14 protein-coding genes are annotated in these 19,891 nt (G+C 56.3%); 5 read left to right on the forward strand and 9 right to left on the reverse strand.

Translation table 11 applies throughout. The features are described 5' to 3' along the window. Nucleotides 1–107: 107 nt before the first annotated feature. Together tilS and HF984_RS09950 are read right to left on the reverse strand one after the other, a co-directional pair. Entirely contained in the window at nucleotides 108–1,370 is a 1,263-nt protein-coding gene (tilS, locus tag HF984_RS09945; RefSeq protein WP_168615520.1) for a tRNA lysidine(34) synthetase TilS, read from the reverse strand. Beyond that, nucleotides 1,371–2,537, reverse strand: a complete 1,167-nt coding sequence (locus HF984_RS09950) for a zinc-dependent metalloprotease (protein WP_168615521.1) — start codon at nucleotides 2,535–2,537, stop codon at nucleotides 1,371–1,373. Between the two features lie 161 nt (nucleotides 2,538–2,698). Here HF984_RS09950 and dacB point away from each other — a divergent pair, with 161 nt between their 5' ends. Beyond that, nucleotides 2,699–4,072, forward strand: a complete 1,374-nt coding sequence (gene dacB, locus HF984_RS09955; RefSeq protein ID WP_168615522.1) for a D-alanyl-D-alanine carboxypeptidase/D-alanyl-D-alanine endopeptidase — start codon at nucleotides 2,699–2,701, stop codon at nucleotides 4,070–4,072. Nucleotides 4,073–4,338: 266 nt separating this feature from the next. Here the strand turns inward: dacB and HF984_RS09960 are convergent, their stop codons facing one another. Then, nucleotides 4,339–5,451: a CAP domain-containing protein gene (locus tag HF984_RS09960; protein ID WP_168615523.1), complete on the reverse strand. Its 1,113-nt coding sequence runs from the start codon at nucleotides 5,449–5,451 to the stop codon at nucleotides 4,339–4,341. Nucleotides 5,452–6,495: 1,044 nt separating this feature from the next. Between HF984_RS09960 and HF984_RS09965 the strand changes: the two genes are divergently transcribed. The 3 genes from HF984_RS09965 to HF984_RS09975 all read left to right on the forward strand — a co-directional run bounded on the left by HF984_RS09965 (nucleotide 6,496) and on the right by HF984_RS09975 (nucleotide 11,736). Beyond that, the gene (locus HF984_RS09965) at nucleotides 6,496–10,239 is read left to right on the forward strand and encodes a TM0106 family RecB-like putative nuclease (protein ID WP_311241915.1); all 3,744 of its coding nucleotides are present in this window, start codon (nucleotides 6,496–6,498) and stop codon (nucleotides 10,237–10,239) included. Nucleotides 10,240–10,307: 68 nt separating this feature from the next. Further along, entirely contained in the window at nucleotides 10,308–11,027 is a 720-nt protein-coding gene (locus HF984_RS09970) for a hypothetical protein (RefSeq protein ID WP_168615524.1), read from the forward strand. 103 nt (nucleotides 11,028–11,130) lie between these two features. Then, nucleotides 11,131–11,736 carry a recombinase RecJ gene (locus HF984_RS09975; RefSeq protein WP_168615525.1) on the forward strand — a complete coding sequence of 202 codons (606 nt, stop codon included), beginning with the start codon at nucleotides 11,131–11,133 and terminating at the stop codon, nucleotides 11,734–11,736. Nucleotides 11,737–12,012: 276 nt separating this feature from the next. Here the strand turns inward: HF984_RS09975 and HF984_RS09980 are convergent, their stop codons facing one another. The 5 genes from HF984_RS09980 to HF984_RS10000 all read right to left on the reverse strand — a co-directional run bounded on the left by HF984_RS09980 (nucleotide 12,013) and on the right by HF984_RS10000 (nucleotide 18,039). Continuing rightward, a complete protein-coding gene (locus tag HF984_RS09980) occupies nucleotides 12,013–12,387 on the reverse strand; it encodes a thiol-disulfide oxidoreductase DCC family protein (protein WP_168615526.1) in 375 nt (124 codons plus the stop codon). Continuing rightward, nucleotides 12,384–12,935, reverse strand: a complete 552-nt coding sequence (locus tag HF984_RS09985; RefSeq protein WP_168615527.1) for a CE1759 family FMN reductase — start codon at nucleotides 12,933–12,935, stop codon at nucleotides 12,384–12,386. The genes HF984_RS09980 and HF984_RS09985 overlap by 4 nt, the downstream gene beginning before the upstream one ends. Nucleotides 12,936–13,291: 356 nt before the next feature. Further along, a complete protein-coding gene (locus HF984_RS09990; protein ID WP_168615528.1) occupies nucleotides 13,292–15,985 on the reverse strand; it encodes an FAD/NAD(P)-binding protein in 2,694 nt (897 codons plus the stop codon). A 57-nt stretch (nucleotides 15,986–16,042) separates the two neighbouring features. Continuing rightward, on the reverse strand, nucleotides 16,043–17,011 hold the full coding sequence (locus tag HF984_RS09995) for a pyridoxal-phosphate dependent enzyme (RefSeq protein WP_168615529.1): 969 nt from the start codon (nucleotides 17,009–17,011) through the stop codon (nucleotides 16,043–16,045). A gap of 179 nt (nucleotides 17,012–17,190) precedes the next feature. Continuing rightward, nucleotides 17,191–18,039, reverse strand: a complete 849-nt coding sequence (locus tag HF984_RS10000; RefSeq protein ID WP_247596598.1) for a Cof-type HAD-IIB family hydrolase — start codon at nucleotides 18,037–18,039, stop codon at nucleotides 17,191–17,193. A 207-nt stretch (nucleotides 18,040–18,246) separates the two neighbouring features. Between HF984_RS10000 and HF984_RS10005 the strand changes: the two genes are divergently transcribed. Continuing rightward, a complete protein-coding gene (locus HF984_RS10005) occupies nucleotides 18,247–18,921 on the forward strand; it encodes a metal-dependent transcriptional regulator (protein ID WP_168615530.1) in 675 nt (224 codons plus the stop codon). 123 nt (nucleotides 18,922–19,044) lie between these two features. On the opposite strand, the gene HF984_RS10010 is transcribed toward HF984_RS10005, so the two are convergent. Continuing rightward, the gene (locus HF984_RS10010; protein WP_247596601.1) at nucleotides 19,045–19,884 is read right to left on the reverse strand and encodes a metal ABC transporter permease; all 840 of its coding nucleotides are present in this window, start codon (nucleotides 19,882–19,884) and stop codon (nucleotides 19,045–19,047) included. Nucleotides 19,885–19,891 lie beyond the last annotated feature (7 nt).

The following is a 19,891-nucleotide window of genomic DNA, read 5'->3' on the forward strand; positions in this document are numbered from 1 at the left end:
TCGGGAACGGATTAGGTTTAAAGTCTAACGTTTATTGGCAATCTCGTGGGGGGTTTCGCGCGGGATTTTACGGGTGACTTTGACGCCAAAATGAGGGCATGCGGCGCCTATGACGCACCGTGAGTTGTTGGTTCGGTGCGCGACATGAGCACAAGGATGCCGGTGGCAGAAAAGCCCTTGCCTTTTTCGCGTCCGGTGGACCCCGCGGATTGTACGGGCGGGCGAGTCTTGTAAGCAACCACATGCCCTGCCATTTGCACCGGACCACCCTTTGCGCAAGTGAGGGCGAAATCGTCGAGGGCACTGAGGCGTTCGAAGCCGGGCGTTTCTCCCCCGGCTTCTGTGACGGCGAGCGCGAGGACGCGGCGTCGCATGGCGGGGTGAAGTTCAGCGAGCGCTTGACGGTCTAGTATGACGGCTATTTCGTGGGTTTCACGAGCGTTCTCGGGTATCTGAAGCAGTTCTTCAACAGACGTAATGTTGCGGCCGTTTGCGCTGGTCAGAGTTGTTTTTTCTAAACAAACCTGCGCCAAGGCTTTACGCGCGCTGGCTTCTAGAAATTCACTGTCGGGCCCGATAATTGCGGCGGTGCGTGCCAGCGAGGTTGCCACGGCTCCCCCGAGGTTTTCTTCGAGGTAGGGCATGATGCGATGGCGCACGCGGGCGCGCATGAGCGACTCATCGGTGTTAGTGGGGTCGTTCCACGGTTCTAGGTCTTCAGCGGCGCAGATGTCTTGAATCTCTGCGCGAGTGTGATCCAGTAGGGGGCGCAGGTAGGTGACGCCGTCTTCGGTGCGGATGCGGGGAATTCCCGCCAGCGACCGCGTGCCAGATCCGCGGGCGAGACCCAGAAGTACCGTCTCGGCTTGGTCATCGAGTGTGTGAGCCAGCAAGACTGCTCGCGCGTCGGTGGCAGAAACTGCCCGCTCAAAAGCACCGTAGCGGGCTATTCTCGCCGCCATTTCGGGGCCTCCACTACTCGCATCCACGGTGACCGTTTCAACAAGCACAGGTGATAGGCCTAGCTCGCGTGCCTGATCGGCAGCTTTCTGCGCCACCTCAGCAGAACCTTCTTGAAGCTGGTGATCCACCACCACAGCACCCACCTGAATTTCACCGCGGCGGACAAAATGAGCTGCTACAGATGCCAGAGCGAGGGAATCCGACCCGCCGCTCAAACCCACCAGCACCAGCGGTTTCTGCTCAGTGTTCCCAGTGTCTTCGATTTTTTGAGGCGAAGACGCTGAACCTTTCCTTCCCGAAGCAAGCACCGTGCCCTGCCCCAGCACATCGTTGAGAGCACGAGCTACAGAAACTCGCGCCGCACCAACAGCCGGGTGCAAGCGTCCCTTACGAGCAAGCTGAACCACTTACTCCCCCGACTTCTCAGCAGCTTTGCCGGAACCCTGCTGCGGCTCGGCGCCAAGCACGCGGTCAATCCACAGTTGCGGATTGTGAATCTCGGTCTCGGTGGGCAACGTGTTAGGGCTGGTCCAAATACGGTTGAAGGCGTCCATGCCGCGAGCATCCACAATAAACTGCACGAACTTCTGGCCGTCACGGTACTGGCGCTTTTTCGCGTCCATACCCAGCGCCTTGTAAATAATTTTGGTCAGAATCTTCTGCACTGAACTACGGCGCTCAAAGCGCTGACGAATGGTTTTAACGGTGGGAACAATCGTGCGATCCACGTTATCCATCACAACGTTTGCGTGACCTTCAAGCAGGCTCATCACGGCGGTCACCTGGCTCAGGCGCTTGCGTCCGTCGGCAGAGAGCATACGGTCCATTGCGCGGTTAGGAGTGGCAGGATGCGGCGCCAAAGTCTTTTTCTTGGCACGAGTAACCGCGGCCTCCTCAGCACGGGTCTCCTTAGATGAGACCACCAGACGGTTGAGCAGGTTATCTGACACTTCACCCATCTCGTTGGTCAAGGCACGCACCTGATCAAGCATGTAATCCTTAAGCCAGGGAGCCGCCGCGAACTGGACGCGGTGCGTCTGCTCATGCAGGCAGACCCAGAGGCGGAAATCCTCGGGATCCAGGTTGAGTTCACGCTCCATCGCCACGAGGTTAGGCGCAACAATCATCAGGCGACCGCCCGCGGGGCCACCGTCATGCAGTGCCGCGTAAGGATCGTACTGGCCCAACACCTTAGACGACAGAAAAGCGAGAATCACGCCCATCTCGGCAGAACCCGTGTACTGCGCAATAGCGAAATCACGAGTATTCATCGCCTCAAGCTTCTGCCCCATCACAGAACCGGCAACGGGCTTCAAAATAGTATCGAACGATTGGGCATTCGCCTTACCCCACCCGGCGCGGTCAACAATCAGCACCTCGGAGTCACGCAAATCCTTAGCGGCCTCTAAACGAGTGATGTTGTAAACGTGCTCCACCGATGCCTCAGCGGCGGAGCGCATCGACGCCACAGCCTCAGCAGCTTCGTTGCCTTTCATCTTGGGGCCAGCACCTGCCAGCGCCCCAGCGATTTTAGCGGCGGTCTTCCATTTGATGGGTGAACGATGAGAAGTCATAGTCTCTATGCAAGCACAAGATGAGGCACTATCGCACGCTCTACCGATGCGCCCAGAGCGTATTTACAGCACCGCATCGCACCAAGCACGCGCACTTGATAGGTTTATAAGCACATCCCACTTCAGTAAATGTTCTTTGTAACGGCAGGTGCGTTTAGGTCATGGCTTCTAAAACTTCTCCCCTGATTGCCGCAGGCATGGCGGTTCTGTGCGTTGGTGCAGGCATCTGGGCTATCCCCCGCGCAGTGGACGCCCGCCAACTGGCAGCCGGGGCGACTTCCACCTACTCGGCTCCTGCCGCCCAAGCACCCGCGTCCTTGAGCCCGCAGGGAACAACAGATTCACAAGAGCTCACTACAGCTCTTGATCAGCTCATGAACGGCTTTACCGGCGGCACAGTTTCTGCCAGCGTCATCAACCCCACCAACGGTGAAACCCTCTACGAACACAATGCTGACAGGGCGAGCACGCCTGCCTCTAACCTGAAGATTCTCACCGATTACACGGTATTGCGAACATTCGATAGCTCAGACCGCTTTAGCACAGACGCTGTCTACGACGGCACAAACCTCACGCTCGTAGCTGGCGGCGATACCCTGCTAAGCACCGGAAAATCAGACTCCACCGCGGTGGTCGGGCACGCAGGGCTTGAAACGCTCGCGCAACAAACCTTGGACTCCCTCAAACAACAGGACGCGCACGGCACAATCACCGTTGACCGCGACACCTCAATCTTCACCGGCCCCTCAGCAAACCCTGCATGGGATCCAGCAGATAAAGCCTCAGGATTCGTGGGCGACGTCTACCCCATGGCGCTCTACTCGCACTCCGTTCCGCAAGACGGCCAGCCCACCGAACACCGATACGACAATGCCGCAGCCGCCACCCAACAGGCCTTCGTTGACTCCCTCAACAAGCTCTCAGATGGCACCCTCACCTTTAAGATGGGCAACGAAAATCAGGCAGCCGACGACGCCCAAAAACTCGCATCTATCGAATCTGCCACCGCCGCTGAGCAAAGCGCGTCCATGATGCAGCGCTCCGACAACTTTCTAGCAGAAACCCTTGCCCGCAACGCCGCCATCAAAGCAGGCAAGCAGGGCACTATCGAAGACGCGATTGCCCACGTCAAGCAGAGCCTGCAAGACGGCGGGATTTCCACCGACAAGCTCACCATGGTTGATCTATGCGGTCTATCGCCCGACAACAAAGTCACTAACCAGACGCTCACGTCTATCATCAAAACCATGGTCACCGGCGATCCCACGTTCAGCCAGGGACTGCCCGGCCTTCCGGTGGCTGGCGGCACCGGCACCCTCGCCCAACGATTTGATGACGCGAACGAGGCAGGCGGACAGGGGTACGTTCACGCCAAAACAGGCACGCTCAATAACGTCATTTCACTCACCGGCTACGCAATCACACCGCAGGATGAGGTACTGGTGTTCTCGATTATCGCCAACGACGTGAAAGACACCAATGCGGCTAAAAACCTGCTGGACTCATCAGCAACCACAATCGCCGGGCGCGCTTAGCTGAGGCTAGTGGACTCGTTGAAAGTTGAGATGTTCAAGAACAACACTCAGCATCTATACCTGAGATTGGTTGCAGCCAGAAATAGCTTCAGCGAACCGGCGAGAGAGACTGCTCGCTGATGCTATTTCTGGTAGCAAAGCCTCCCTACGTCTTATGAATAACTACTTTTAGCTGATAACACGGGCATGCCCTAGCACACCAAAAATCCCGCGTGCTCACCTACTCAGTGATGCAACGCGGGATTTTTAGTGTGGAATAAAGTCTCTTAGCGAACGACGCTCAAATCACCGTCGGTGGAATCCCACACAACGGTAACGCCCTTAGAGAAGCGCTGAATAACATCCTGACCTGACCATTCTTCGCCAGATACGGGGTAGCCGTAGCCGTTTTCAAAGCCGTTGTGGCTCCACTGCCAGCCGATGCCACCGGTTTCGAGAACGTGGTGAGTGCCGGTTGCCGGTGACCACAGCACTTTGTTGGAGGCGCCGTCGTTCTTGCGGAACAGCTGGTATGCGCCACCGTCTAGGAGTCCGCCTGATTCGTTCATGGTGGGGTAGCCGAGTTCTTTTTCGGCGCCGTTAGCCAGCCAGTAGCTACCAATGCCGCTATTTTCGCGCAGGTAGTGCGCACCGGTTGACTGTGACCAAACAAAGCGGGTTACTGTACCGTCTTTGCTAAAGCGCTGGTGGACGCCGCCGATACCGTCTGAAATTTCATCGGTGATGGGCTCGCCAAAGCGAGCGGTGCCGCCCTCTGCGCGGAACAGTTCACCGATTGCACCCTTAATCTCGTGAGCGGATGCTGCTGAGACCTGTGAGGTGAGGTCGGCGGGTCCGCGTCCGTTCTCGTAACGGTAGATACCTACGTTACCGAGAACGCGCCAGGGCAGGCCGTTGCCGTAGCCGTAAGCAAGACCGATGCCCGCCGCGTTGGCCTCGGGAGCCAAGACGGCTGCACGGTGTGCAGGTGAGCTCTTCCAGAAGGCAAGAAGCTGGCCGAGGTCATCGTTGTATGACAGCGCAATGACTTCGCGTGCGAAGGAGTATCCGGCTGCGCGGGAATCGTTAAGGAAGGCGGTGCCGTGTGAAACGTAGCCCTGCGCGAACTGGCGGCGAGCTTCGGGTTCCTGGATAGCAGCTAGGGTAGCTGAGTGACGAAGCGGGCCGAGTCCGTTTTCGGCGCGGAACTGGTTGATCAGGTTGAGCAGGGTCTGAGTGTCTGCTGCGCGCTGTTCGTTTGATACCGAACGCAAGTCTGAGGTTGATGCGTTCGCAACGCTTGTGCCGAGCGTTGCGGTTGCGGTTGCTGCAAGCGCGAAGATACCAACCTGGCGGCGGCTAAGATGTGCTGAAGTGCCGCCGGCGAGTGAAAGATTCATGTAATACTCCATATTGCTGCCATACCCACGTGTGGGGAGATTGTGAGCTGGTCATTAATATTTTCTGCATCTGAAGTTTATAGAATCGTTATCTTTAAAGCGAGCACCAATTTTTCGTTATCAAACCGATATAATAAGTTCGATTACTTTTTTCGCACACCCAGAACCACTTACCTCCACCAGCCCTCGGGCGATGAAAAACCTTGAAATATCAAGCATTTTTTGATGATTTAGAGCCAAAATCGAGAGAAATTTTATTTTTCAAGTAAAGTTTTGGGCGAAACCAGAAGCGATTAATGAGTTATATATTTCACTGAATTTGTCCCCTTAATTAGTAGCCAACGTAAAATTTATCGGGTTTATTAGTAAGCTTAACTCACTAAAAATCAGCATTTAATCGAATATAAATTCGAAAACCTAATATCGCTTAGCACCGAAAAAAGTTAGCGCGAGCACATCAGCGAGCAATACGCATCCCACCCCACACGGCGGACGCAAGAAGACAACAACTCCCCGGCGAAAACTACCTTGCTTTCACCGGGGCGTCACCGTATTCAAGACAGGGCAAATACCCTAGATACCTACTTAGGCTCCGATTCCAAAGATTCCAAGAATCTTAAGAATCAGCTCACCAATACCGCCAATGGCCTGGATGATGCCTGCAATATCCACTGTCTTCTCCTTTCCAAGGAAACCAACCCGCGCACCTTTACGTGCTTCGGAAACCGAAGTTTCGCTATTTATACTAATCAGTATTTCAAACTTTAAACAATAGATTTTTGGTTAAGTTTTGGCTACATTTAGCCCTCTGACATGGTCAAATATTAACCATTGATTAACGGTTGCCATTTCTATAACGCTTCAATAACCATCGGGCCCGACTCTCTGCGCATTTTTCACCAGAAGATTGACCAGAATTCTGACCAGCCATATCTCTTATTTACGTGCCGCCCTCCCCCGCTCTTTTCGCTTAATACTTCTGAAACAGCCCTTATATTGTCAGACCCCCTTGCTAGGCTAATTTCACCGGCAAAGGAGTACCCCGTGTTTTTTACAGACAGTTTCACCACCGCAACATTCGACGGCAAACCCGGCCAGTCACTGGTGTTCTCAGCGAGTGACCTCGTCAACGCATCCACCTGCGAGTTTGCCACGCTGATGATTCTTGATGAAAAGCTCGGCAGAACCCCCAAAACAGCCATCACGGATGATGCCATGCTCGAACGCACCGCCGGCCTCGGCGATGCCCACGAGCTTGCTGTGCTCGATGACTTTCGCGCTCAATTCGGTGAATATAAAGCTGAGAACGGCACCGGTGTTTACGAAGTCTCCATGGATCACGGTTTTAGCTCAGCAGAGCTTCGCGAGAAAAATGCCGAGACCGTTGCAGCGCTAAAGGGCGGGGCTGATGTCGTCTTTCAGGCGTCCTTCTTTGATGGCGAGTTTTATGGGCGCGCGGACTTTCTTCTCAAACAGCTAGATGGTTCTTACGCGGTCTACGACACCAAGCTGGCGCGTCATGCTAAAGTCACCGCGCTTTTGCAGCTCGCCGCCTATGCAGACCAGTTAGAGGTAAACGCTATTCCCGTTGCGCCTCAAGCAGGCCTCATCTTGGGAACCGGTGAACACGTTCTCTTCGATATTGACGATATTGTCCACGTTTTCAGGGAGCGTCGCGAACGCTTTAAAACTCTTGTGGCGGCCCACGGTGCACCCGGTGTAGCTCCTGTTGACTGGTGGCACGGTTCTCAGGCGATAGCGAGCATTACTCAGTGCGGGCGCTGCGATTACTGCACGCAACAGGCTCGACGTTTTCAGGATGTACTGCTAGTTGCAGGGTTGAGCACTCGTCAGCGCGCTCGTCTTGCCGAACGCTACGGCATCCGAACCATCAACGAGCTAGCCACCTACAACGGCTCGCGCGGCAACCTCACCGGAACTTTAGCTAAGTTGCAGGCGCAAGCGGCGGTACAGATCGGTGTTGGCGAGGTTGATGGAACGCGCTCATACGTCCAGGATGGTTCTACACACCAGGTGTCGTATAAAGTCACCGATACTGCTCCTCTTGAGCGTCTGCCGTTGGCAAATGAGGGCGATATCTTCTTTGATTTTGAGGGCGATCCGCTGTGGCAAGGGACCGATGGCTCATGGGGTATCGAGTATCTTTTTGGCGTCGTAGAAACTCCGCTGGGGTTCGAAGAGCCGGTTTTTCGTCCGTTCTGGGCGCATAGCCGGGCACAAGAGCGCCAGGCGCTGATTGATTTTCTGGATTATGTTCAGGCGCGTCGTGCACAGTACCCCAGCATGCGCATCTACCACTATGCCAACTACGAAAAGCGGGCGCTGCGCGATTTAGCGGCTAAGCATGGCGTAGGCGAGGACGCTGTCGATCAGCTGTTGCGCGAAAATGTGCTGGTTGATTTGTATGAGACGGTGCGTAACTCACTGCGTATTAGCGAAAATTCGTACAGCATCAAGAAATTAGAGCCCCTGTATATGGGTGAAAATTTGCGCGGTGGCGAGGTCAAGGACGCCGGTGCGTCCGTAGTAGCTTACGCCAATTATTGCCAGGCGCACGATGCTGGTCGAGCTGAAGAGGCAGCTCAGATTCTTGAGTCTATTGCCGACTACAACCGCTACGACTGCGTATCGACTTTGGAACTTCGAAACTGGTTGCTGTCATTAGTTCACCGCGATGTTGCCAGTGAGCTTGCTACCGAACCCGAGGTTCTGGCGGTGCAAGAGTTGTTAGAGGCCAGTGGCAAAGATGAAGAAGAACCCACGCCCGCTGAACGCGCCCTTCAGGAATATCTTGAATCGCTGGATACCGATGAAGAACTCTCTGCAGATGATCAGGCCATTGCGATGGTCGCCTCGGCAACCGGTTACCACCGGCGCGAACGCAAGCAGTTTTGGTGGGATCATTTTGACCGTCTGTCGTCCTCTGTTGAAGACTGGGAAGACACCCGCAATACGCTGATTTTTGAGCGTCTTGACGTGGTTGACGATTGGCACGTGCCACCGCGTAAGCGTTCCCAGGTGCGTAGGCTCTCGGGTACCGCGCGTATGGCAGATGGGTCGTCCTTCAAAGAGGGCGAAAGCGGTTTGTTCTTGATGTATGAGAACCCGCTGCCCGAGTACTTTGAAGAGATGCTGATGGCTGATGCTCAGCGTTTTGCAGCGTCCAACGGAACCGGGGCGATGCCTCGCGTTCAGGACCGTTCCGGGCATTTTAAAGCCACGCTGGTAGAGGTTGAAAAGCCGTCTGCAACCAGTGCAGAAACTCGTGTGCGCGTAGTGATTGAAGAGTCCTTGCCGAAGACCGTCGAGCCGTTTTCGCATCTGCCTATTGCGCTGACTCCGGCGTCTCCCATTCGCACGGCTGCCCAAGAGGAGTCTTTGGCTGAGCTGGCACTAACGGTGGGTAATTCCCTGCCGACTCTACCTCACCTGGCGGGGCTCGATATTTTGCGCAGGCGCGCACCGCGCCTCACGGGTGGTCTCTCGCTGCCCTGCCCCGAAGAGTTCGTTGAGGACCACGGTTCGCTAGCCACTGTTGAGGCGATGTACCGCGCCGTCAAAGAGCTGGACCATTCTTACATCGCAGTGCAGGGCCCTCCCGGGTCTGGCAAGACCTTTGTGGGGTCGCAGGTTATCGCCAAGCTTTTGGACGATGGGTGGAACATCGGCGTGGTGGCGCAGTCTCACGCGGTGGTTGAGAATATGCTCGCCGGCTGCATCAAAAATGGCAAGCTCAACCCGGCGCGCATTGCCAAAGCCAAAAAGAAGGGCACTCAGCCTAACGACCACGGCTGGCAAGAACTTGACACCGCCGACATTCCGGGCTTTCTGGCGCAGCCGGGCACTCTCTTTGGCGGCACAGCGTGGGATTTTGCCAACAGCAAGAAAATCCCCGGCCAGGCCCTCGACCTACTGGTCATCGATGAGGCTGGACAGTACTCACTAGCCAATACCCTGGCGGTGGCACGCGCATCCAAAAACATGTTGCTCTTGGGCGACCCGCAGCAGCTACCGCAGGTAACCCAGGGCTCGCACCCCTACCCCGTTGATGAATCAGCACTGGGCTGGCTCAGCGCTGAGCACCCCACCCTGCCAGAGAATCTCGGTTACTTTTTGGGCGTTACCTGGCGCATGCACCCCGACTTATGCGCACCTGTCTCAGTGCTCTCATACGAGGGTAAGCTGACCTCAGCGCCTCACGCCGCGCATCGAGAACTCTCGCATTGCGCCCCCGGTGTCTACGTTCAAGAAATCAGCCACGCCGGAAACACCATTTACTCGCCCGAAGAAGCGCGCGAAACCGTGCGCATCGCCCGCGAATTCATAGGGCAAGAATGGACGCCTGACACCGGAAAACCTGACACCGCCCGGCCCATCGAACCAGAGGATATCTTGGTGGTCGCCGCCTACAACGCGCAGGTTGATCTCATCACCGAGTATCTGGTGCAGGCAGGCCTCAGCGACGGTATTGGCGGCGGAGTACGCGTGGGCACCGTTGACAAATTCCAAGGCCAAGAAGCGCCCGTCGTCATTGTGTCCATGGCGGCATCCAGCGCAGGTGATTCCTCACGCGGTGCGGAGTTCCTGCTCTCTCCCAACCGCCTGAACGTGGCGATTTCGCGCGGTCAGTGGTGCGCCATCATCCTGCGCTCCGCCACGCTCACCAACTATCTACCCACCAGTCCGCAGTCACTCAATCTGCTCGGACGATTTGTACGGCTGAGCAGAAACGCCCAAAAATTTCCCCACATTCCTGACCACCAGTAGAAAGATAGAATAATGAACCACACCATTTTTCACGCTTTGCTAGGCGAAACTTTGAAAGGAGGCGTGCTGTGAAACTTTCACCCACGCATCGGGCGCGCACACCCTACCTCTTCCACTTCGACCAGCAAAGCGTAGCTCTCGGCGAAGCGCACTTTCTGGCGTACATTGACACCCTGCTACGTTCTTTAGATGTGCCCACCCAAACCACCTACTGGGATCAGGTGTACCTGGCGCAAATGGAAAACCAATTCGGTGAATTCACCAGCCCCTCGCTCCTGGATGCCGGCGCCCAAGATAACAGCGACATGATCAACAGCGTAGGTGCACCTCTCACCGAACCCGAGCTGTGGGAGAAGTTCGAAGCCGCTATCTTTGCCCAAATGTCATGGCCCAAACAAGACGAAGAGCTCTACCTACCGAGCCTTCCTGAATGGTTGCAGAACGCCCGCGCCTGGGAGTTCGACCCCGTAGCACCCGCACAAGGACCAGGAAATATCGGCGGATGGGTGCGCACCCGCGGTCGCACCGGCGCAGGATACCCCGTCGGACTTTTCCAGCTCACCGACCCCCGATCCTTCTGGGTTCTTGGCTCCCCCGAAGACCTCGCCAGCGTCCACGAACTCTGCCTAGAGATGGCGCGCATCCGCTCAGGTTTTCAGCAAACCACCGCCTACCTCGGCCATGATCTGCTCTTTAGCTCCCTTGCCCTGCCCCTAGAATGCAGGCAACCGCTCGAAGAAGAACTGTATATCGCCGGAATTGATACCGAAACGCTCTTTTGGGAGTAACCTTGAAGTGAACTTAATCCCCAAGTCAGCTATATTTTTATCGTTGCATTCCCCTGCACAGAACCACGAACCACACGCACGAAAAGGCTCACTCCCCACCACTATGTTTGTTGTAACTCTTATTCAGCGCGCCGCCACCCTTCCCCAGCTCGATGAGCTACTGGCCAGCCTCAACGAAATGAACCCGTCCGTTCCATTTGAGAAAACCTATAAAGACGAAATCCAGGGCGCTTTCACGCAACCCTCCACAGTGCTAGACGCTATCAGCAAAGCCGCCCGGTACAACGGTTTTTGGATTGGCGTTGGAGTGGGCGAGCTTAAAATCCCGCGTCTTGCCGGGGCTTTAGGCGCGGTTAGCTTGGCAGAATGCGAGGGTGACGCCCTTGATTATTCGCGCATGGCAAGCGAGAAAGCACAGTCAGGTTCTCCCGCACGCGCAGTAGTAGTACGCGCGTCCAACGACTACGGCGCTGATTCATTGACCGGGCTTCTTCGCCTGCTCTACCGCGTGGTCGCTGCACGCACAGAAACAGAAAACCGCGTCCTTGATTTGATTATTCCGGGGGTTCGCGGTCAACAGCGAGCTATCGGCCGCGCGCTGGGAATTACATCGCAGGCAGTAAGTAAGACGCTGACCCGCTCCTACTGGCACGAAGAATACGCTGCTCGCACCGCTATGCTCGCTCTCTTTGAGGCGTTAGAGGCGTAGCCACCGGCACGTGCCGGCACTTTTCGTGGATTTATGCTGTAATTTTCGAGTTTTTACAGCGCGAATCCACGGAAAGTTGTCTCTTGGCCTGACCTAGCCGGTTTACATGCGCAAAAGCCACGAAATTACAAGCATCGCGGGTAGCGATGTGCAGGTGGTCAACAGAATAATATCGCGCGTTAGAATCATCGACTGCTGGTAACGCGAAGCGTAGTTATAGGCGTTCTGCGCGTGGGCAATGCCCCATTAGATCAGGGCATAAAGATACCCCGCAGTTTAGAGTGCGCAACTATCCGATGCGCCGGGCATCCTGTACCTGTTGCGGCTGATCCAGTCGTAGACGCGCTCAGCGATTGGACGCACGGGTGTAGAAATCAGCACCGCACCCAGTCCGCGAATCAGGCGGCGACGACTGGTTTTCAGAGCTAGACCGACAGCGAGCGCCCCGTAAGCGAGTTGCCTCTCCTCGGTCACGTACGGGATAGCGCGGGCAAAGCGTCCTCTATCAATGCGGTATGCCACGAGGTCGTCTGGGTAGGCGGGGGCGATCTCTGCGATTAGGTCGAAGTGACGCTGCGCGAACGATGCACATTTTTGACAGAACCCGCAGTCTGGGTCGTAGAGTAGAGCTCCTGTGAAAGCAGGTTTCATTGCGCGTCCTTATAGTTGCGAACAAGGGCGGCAAACTGCTGAGCACCGCGGGCGATGCGACGCTCTAGGGTTGCTTGGTCTGTTCCCGTCACTTCTTCGGGGGTAGCGTAAATAGCGGTCGGTGCCACCTGCGCGCCCATGAACCCAAAGAGCGGGCGCATAGTGTGGTCAAGCATCAGCGAATGGCGCTGTGTTCCGCCGGTCGCACCGATAAAGGTGGGAGTATCGGTGAGGTCGTCTTCGTCGGTCAAATCCCAGAACAGTTTGTAAAGCCCCGAGTAGCTTGCTTTGAAAACGGGTGAGACCGTGATGATGCCGTCCGCCGCAAAGATTTTCTCGTAGGTTTCCTGCAGTTCAGGGTCTTCATCATCCCCTGAGAGCTTCTCGGCAATTTCGTAGGCGAACTTGCCAATATGCAGGGTGTGAACTCGCACCTCCCCGTGCTGCTTGAGTTCATTAGTGACAGCCTGACGCATCTTCTCTGCCAGCATGGCGGAGACAGAATGACGCGTCGCCCCGCCGGTCACGACAACAAGTGAATACGTCATAACTTCCTTACCTCTTACTCAGTGAACACAACGCAGCAGGTAGGGCGAGTATTCCTGAGTTACTTCTGTTTGAGTATGGTGCACAGGCTCACCAGGTTGATGAGGCAGTCTGGCTCCACTACAAGAGTTAACTTACGCAAGGTATCGCCCGTTCACCAGCGCAACGGTGGCGCACTTACCTTCTCGCCTGGTGCGCTTCGCTTACAAGGCAATTCATGCCAGCCCCAGCCAGTGCGCCACGCTGTTGCACTGGCTTCCCGGGCTTCTTCCGAACAAGACCCGGGTAAAGACACCACTGGTCAAGACAGCTTATCCAATTGAACCGGACGCTCCCCACCCAGTAGACATTCTGAGCTTTAGCCGTCTATCGCATCCAGCTCGAGCTTGCCACCCGCATAGACCAAGTTTTTTGCCAGCGGAATCTGGTGCGACGCGGATTCCAAGATGTGCATGAAGTAGCCCGCGGTATTGGGGAAGACAATAAAATCGCCCACCTGAACGCCCTGCGGAAAACGGATGGGGCGGCGCATGATCACCTCATCCTCGATGCAGTAGGCACCCACCAGATAGCCCTCGTAGGGTTGCGCATCAGCAGCGGGTTCGGATGCGCGAACGTGCAGCGGATCCACCAGGTAGTCGTCGGAGGTAGTGCGCAACTGGGTACGGTTCATGGCAAGACCAACCAGCGGCACACCATCGCTACGCTTTTTAATAAAAGCAACCCGCGCGACAATCAGGCCGCATCCATCAAGGATGCTGCGCCCCGGCTCAAGGTGTAGACGCACGCCGAGTTCGCGAATGGCGTCCCCTGCTGGCGACGTGAGAATCTGGTCTAGCCAGTCGCCGCGCACGGGTGCCTGGTGGAAAGGATAGAAGTTTTTCAGCGGGTCTGCTTTCCACGTAAAGGGCGCAATAGCACCCTTGTTTTGTGCGGTCAGCGCCTGCTTGAAGTTAGTCCACTGGTCAGCATCATCAAGGTAGCTCATGGGCACGCCGCCACCAATGTCGATGAATTCTAGATGGTGCCCTACCGCTTTCAAACGCTGAATCAGATCGGTTGCCTCCAGCAGAGCATCAATGCGGTCTTGCGCGCTGTAGCCGTGCAAATGCAGGTGCACACCGGCAACCTTCACATGCTGATGCGGTTCTGCCAAATAGCCCGCCCACACATCGGTCAGCTCACCAAAGCGAGTGGGCATAAAACGCTCCGGGTCGGGAGCAATACGCGGTGCCACGCGCACCGTCTTATCCCCTGCCAAAGCAGTAATGCGGTCGAACTCCGCGCAGGTATCAACAGAAATTGTCACACCGTTATCAATAGCGAGCTGCAAGAGCTCATCGGTCTTAATGGCTGCTGAGAGAATGATGCGCTCCCCCGGCATTCCCGCTGCCAGCGTCTGGCTGAGCTCGCGGTGGCTAGCAACATCTACGCCGTGCCCGGCGTCGCGAGCACGTTCCACAAAAGTGAGTGCCTTGTTAGCCTTACGGGCAAAGAAGACGCGCACGTCAACACCGTGTTTTTCGCCCTGCGCGGTGAGTTCTGTGCAGTTGCGTTCCATAGCATCTGACTGCACCAGATTGACCGGGCTATTGTGCTCTTTCACCGCGCGCTGCAAGAGGTCCACGCTACCTGCAACCTCGCGCATCCACGGCTCCAGCCTGCCGGTCAGCGGCGGTAAAGCGTAGGCATCTGAGGGCGCATGCAATGAGGCAATGGTCTGCGCCCACTGTGGAATAACGGTGTGCAAGTTACGGGAGAGTGAGTCATTCCCCAGCACATAGGGCTCCGTCATGCGACCGGCAAAGGCAAAGCGAGTCTGCCCCGGCAACATGCCGTTAGATTCGGTACAAACAGTCACCGGTGAATCAGTGGGTGCCTGCTCGGGTGCGACTGCCTCTAGCACTCGGGCACAGAAAGTCTCAGGATGCGCGCCGGGGGCTGCCAACACCGCGTCCACCGTGAAATCTGCGGTGAAATCCGAGCCATCGGCAAGGTATGAGAAATCTAAAATTCCAGCTTCTGCCACCGCGATCAGACGCTCCACCTGTTCGGCAGGCGCACCGTAAGCATAGGTCTCCAGCAAGCGAGCAAGCTCAGCGAAATCATCGGTTAAGGAAAGCTCATCAAAAGAGAACCGCTCGATAATCGGCGTGTAAAGCTCACGCCACACCAACCCCACGGTTTGCTGGAGACGACGCAGGTGAGCCAGTGATTCGCGGAACTCAGCGAGCGCATCCGGTGCAGGTTCCAATGCGTCCCAGATGAACTTCTCCCCTGTTATTGCTTCGGTCGCCTCAGCCAGCAGATTCTTAAGCTCGTCCACCGATGACAGGGCAGCGATGCACGGCACAAAAGGCTTAAGAAGCTTCTTCTCGGCATCCGTTGCAGGCAGGATTTTCAGCTGAATAAAACGACCGCTACGGGAAGTCGGGTAAATGCGTGCGGGTTCTTTGCCCGAAGGAATGTAGGTGCCGTTTTCGATGCGTCCACCGCGACCGAGTGTCAGCGACAGAATCGAGTCAATCGCGGTGAGTGCTGCCCCGCGCAGGCGCACGGTGCTACCAGCATCCACCTGATTGAGCTGCGTAAAAGGATCAAGCATGCCTGACGGATGCGACGCGACCTCATGGCCGGTCACCACCAGTACATGGTCAAAGCTATCTAGCTGGGAGAGCTCGGTGGCGTCCTCACGCACAAAGTTAATAGCGCAGGTGCTGGGAAGATGCGCCACTGCGTGCTCCCACGACGCTTTCAGAAAGCGTCCTACCGTAGCTCGCGGCGGAAATTCCTCTAGCGGCTGCGCCTCACCAAGCACATCTTTGCGGTAATCGTCCAGGGATCCCATCGCCGTGCGAATCACCGGTGACCACACGTTCACGCGCACGTGCTCAGGCTGGTCAACACCATACGCGCCGCCGACTCCGGGCTCGCGCGCATCAAAAACAGTGATATTCAGTGGCAGATGGTGCAGGTAGGCAACACGGGACAGCTCTTCAACAGCCCACAGACCGCGCGGACCGGCACCGATAATAGCGATTGAGATTGGCACGAATGATTCCTCTGTGTAGATGTATCGCAGTTGTACTGAGTTTAGTAGAGCGCCCGTTTAATGCAGGTTTTCTTCAACCCACTCATCGTTGTAGATGGTGCCGGCATACGGCATACCGCCGTCGTGCAAAACCACCACGATTTCTTCGCCCTTCTCAAAGGAAGGCGCATCGGCAGCGAGGGCAGCCATGACGGCACCGCCGGAAGCACCGGGCACAATGGCTTCGGTCTGCCCCAGCTCGCGGGCACTTTTCACCGCGTCAAGAGCATCAACACGACGCGTACCGGTGGGGGTTTGGCGAGTGGAGAGTTCGGTGACGACGCCTGCGCCGTAACCGGGAAGCAGACGTTCACCGCGGGCACCGCCGTAGAGTACTGAGCCTTCAGCGTCCACGGCAATGACCTGGGTATCTGCCCCGCGTTTGGCGACTTCAGCGATGCATCCGCCCACGGTACCGGTAGTAGAGACCGCCACGTAGACGCGCGACGGCGCATGCCCCAAAGCATCAAAAATTTCTGACATCGTACCTTCGCTGTGAGCTGTGAAAGCAGCCTGGTTCGAGTACTGGTCCAGGTTGATAGAACCGGGGTTCTCCTCCAGCAACTCGCGCACCTTATTCTTGCGCGCAGTCAGCCAGTCATTAGTTTCAGGGTCGGGTTCGGTGACAGGGTGGAGGACGCCACCGTACGCCTGGATCAGCCCGAGAGTTGACTGGTTAGTGCGCGGATCAACCACGCAGTGAAATTCAAAATCTTCGAGAATTGCCTGACGCGCTAGGGCTATGCCCAGGTTGCCGGAACTGGACTCAATCACCATGGTGCCGGGCTTGAGGCGTCCGGATGCTTTCGCGTCCTTGACCAGTGCAGCTGCGGTGCGATCTTTAGCGCTCCCGCCGGGGTTAAAGCTCTCAAGCTTGGCGAAGATTTTTACACCCTTCACCTCGTGCGCAGCTTCCCAGCGGGGAAGGCGGACGAGCGGGGTGTTGCCGGCAACTTCTTCGATGCCGTTATATAAACGTGGGGTCATGAAACTGATTCTACGCCAAAAACAAGGTTTCTTATGATGTGACGTTTGCCCATGCTGAGAGCGTATTTTGCAACCGTAAGAACTCTAGGCAGGGCGAGAGCACAGGATGCCTCTCCGCTCTCACAGACCAGGCGTCCTGACGGGCGAATACCGCCCAGCAGCTCCAGCGCGTCGCAGGTTTACAGCAGAGATTGGAGGGTGTGCGCTACCCCGTCCTCATAAACACTGAGCGTCACTTCTTTAGCTACCTTGATAACTTCATCGGGCGCCTCGCCCATAGCAACACCGCGCGCCGCCCAGTGAATCATCTCTTTGTCATTGTGACCGTCGCCAATGGCGATAGTGTGCGCGGGGTCTACTCCGAGTTTGCGGCGCAGGTGTTCTAGCGCGGATGCCTTTGAAACACCGTGCGCGGCGATGTCCAGCCAAGCGCTCCAGCCTACGGAGTAGTTCACGCCGTGCAGACCGGCATGATAGATAGCCTGCTGAAACTCGTCCTGATCAACATTCTCTGCAAAGAGGACGACGCGGGTTGCCTCATTCATGGTGAACAGTTCTTCTTTGTTCACGCGGATGGCGGTGGACCCGAAGTTGCCGTCTTCAAAATCTGCAGTTGCGTAGATTTCGCCGCTGGGAACTTCTACTGCCATTTGGGCGTAGGGAACTTTTTCGGAGAGCAGTTTGAGGGCACGTGTGGGGTTGAAGTGCACGCAGTCAAAGACGCGCAAGCCGTCTTCATAAGCAGGGCTCAAAACATAGGTGACTGCGCCGTTTGAGGTGACCATGAAGCCTTTATCTAGCCCTAGCATCTGGGCGATAGGATGCGCCGCCTGGCGTGAGCGTCCGGTGGAGATAATAACGTGGTGGCCAGCGTTCATGACCTGTTGAACGGTTTCTTTGACGGCGTCGTTCATGGTTCCGTCGTGCTTAACCAGTGTGCCGTCGATGTCGAGAGCGATCAGGTACGTTGCGTCTTCTTCTTTGTGCCAGTTGCCTTCAACGGGCGGGTGTACGCGCAGATTTTCCATAAGTATCACTGTTTCATTGTGAGTTTTTTCTTTAGTCTACAGATGGAATCTGGCTAAATTCGACGTGAATTTTCCTCAGGCGTAATCGCAGAGCACCTCGCGCAAAAAGCAACTTTCCGTGGATTTGCGCTGTAAAAACGTCCAAATTACAGCGCAAATCCACGGAAAGTGCGTTCGGCTGTCTTTATAAAAGCTAAAGTTAGTCCCATGCCTTTATCAGATCTTTCCGAGAGCACTCAGAACTACCTGAAGACCATCTGGGGTCTTACCGAGTGGTCGGATGAGCCCGTCACCACCTCGCGCATCGCCGAGAAAACCGGCCTACGCCTATCGAGTGTTTCGGACGCGCTCAAGCGACTGAGCAAGGCAGGGCTCGTTATCCACCAGCCCTACAGCGCCATTGAGCTCACGGCTGAGGGCCGCACCTACGCGGTTGAAATGGTGCGCCGTCACCGCTTGATTGAGACCTTCCTTGTAAAGACTCTCGGGTACGGCTGGGACCAGGTGCACGACGAAGCGGAGGTACTAGAGCACTCCGTGTCTGATAAATTCATTGCTCACATTGATGAGCTATTGGGCAACCCCACCAAGGATCCTCACGGCGACCCTATCCCCACCGCATCCGGCGTATTTAGCGACACCGACGCACACACCCTCCTGCACTGCCCCGTGGGGTCAAAGGTGAAAGTGGAACGCATCGATGACGATGACGCTGGCCTGTTGCGCTTCTTTGCCGACCGCAAAGTAGCGCCCGGCGCGGTACTCACTGTCAAAGAACCAGAGCCCTTCTCAGATTCGCTCTCCGTTGAAGCAGACGGGCAGCTCATGACACTGGGCCGATACGCCGCAGCAGCGCTCTTTGTGTCAGGATGCGAAGACTAAACTCTCCGACCGCAACACCGCCAATGCAGGGTGTTGGCGGTCTGCTGGCTCGGGGCTGGCGTGAACCGCAGGCGAACGCCCCGCGCGAGACTGCGAGAGGGACAGCTGGCAACTGCGCGTCTGCTAGGTTCCGGGCTTCTCTACAACTCGCATCCTAGCTTTCTTGCCGCGCATCCAGACACTCACCAGTCCGTAGCGGGGACTTGCTATATAAACGGCGGTGAAGATGAGTCCCTGCACCAAAACCACCGCGCCACCAGGGGAAACATCAATATAGTAGCTCAGATACAGCCCTACAATCGATCCGATGGCAGAGACTACCGGCGCGATCATCAGCATTCGTGAGAACTTGTTGGTGAGCATACGCGCGGTTGCGCCGGGAATAATGAGCATGGCGACCACGAGGACGACGCCCACAATTTGCAGTGCGAGCACGTTAGTAAGTGCAAGCATCACCAGTAGGACGCCGCTGATTATGTGCGGGCGCAGTCCGATAGCCTGCGCGTAGTTGGGGTCGAAGGCAACGAGAACAAAGTCTTTGCGTTTGATCAGCAGAACCGCTGAAACCACCAGCCCGAGAACCGCAATCTGAAGAACGTCTGCCGTTGAAATGCCTAGGACGTTGCCAAAGAGAATGTGGTTGAGGTCGGTGTGCGACGGCGTAATGGAGATGAGCACCAGCCCCAGCGCAAAGAGGGTGGTGAAGACGATGCCGATGGCGGTGTCTTCGGCGATGCGCCGCGTCCCTCGCCTGATGCCCCACATGAGAATCACTGCCACGAGGGCTGCTACTAGCGCCCCCACGGCAAAGGGTGCCCCCACGATGTAGGCAATTACCACTCCCGGTAGTACGGCGTGGGAAATCGCATCACCCATGAGCGACCACCCCATGAGAACTAGCCAGCAGGAGAGTAAAGAGCAGGTTACAGCCATGAGGACGGTGGCGATTAGCGCTCGTTGCATGAATTCG

The organism is Rothia terrae (assembly GCF_012396615.1).
GTDB lineage: Bacteria > Actinomycetota > Actinomycetes > Actinomycetales > Micrococcaceae > Rothia > Rothia terrae.

Excerpts from the sequence above, each read along its gene's own strand:
- HF984_RS09960 (WP_168615523.1), bottom strand. The coding sequence starts at position 5,451 with ATGAATCTTTCACTCGCCGGCGGCACTTCAGCACATCTTAGCCGCCGC.
- HF984_RS09985 (WP_168615527.1), bottom strand. The coding sequence starts at position 12,935 with ATGACGTATTCACTTGTTGTCGTGACCGGCGGGGCGACGCGTCATTCT.
- HF984_RS10005 (WP_168615530.1), top strand. The coding sequence starts at position 18,247 with ATGCCTTTATCAGATCTTTCCGAGAGCACTCAGAACTACCTGAAGACC.
- HF984_RS10010 (WP_247596601.1), bottom strand. The coding sequence starts at position 19,884 with ATGCAACGAGCGCTAATCGCCACCGTCCTCATGGCTGTAACCTGCTCT.
- HF984_RS09950 (WP_168615521.1), bottom strand. The coding sequence starts at position 2,537 with ATGACTTCTCATCGTTCACCCATCAAATGGAAGACCGCCGCTAAAATC.
- dacB (WP_168615522.1), top strand. The coding sequence starts at position 2,699 with ATGGCTTCTAAAACTTCTCCCCTGATTGCCGCAGGCATGGCGGTTCTG.
- HF984_RS09980 (WP_168615526.1), bottom strand. The coding sequence starts at position 12,387 with ATGAAACCTGCTTTCACAGGAGCTCTACTCTACGACCCAGACTGCGGG.
- HF984_RS09975 (WP_168615525.1), top strand. The coding sequence starts at position 11,131 with ATGTTTGTTGTAACTCTTATTCAGCGCGCCGCCACCCTTCCCCAGCTC.
- HF984_RS10000 (WP_247596598.1), bottom strand. The coding sequence starts at position 18,039 with ATGGAAAATCTGCGCGTACACCCGCCCGTTGAAGGCAACTGGCACAAA.
- HF984_RS09995 (WP_168615529.1), bottom strand. The coding sequence starts at position 17,011 with ATGACCCCACGTTTATATAACGGCATCGAAGAAGTTGCCGGCAACACC.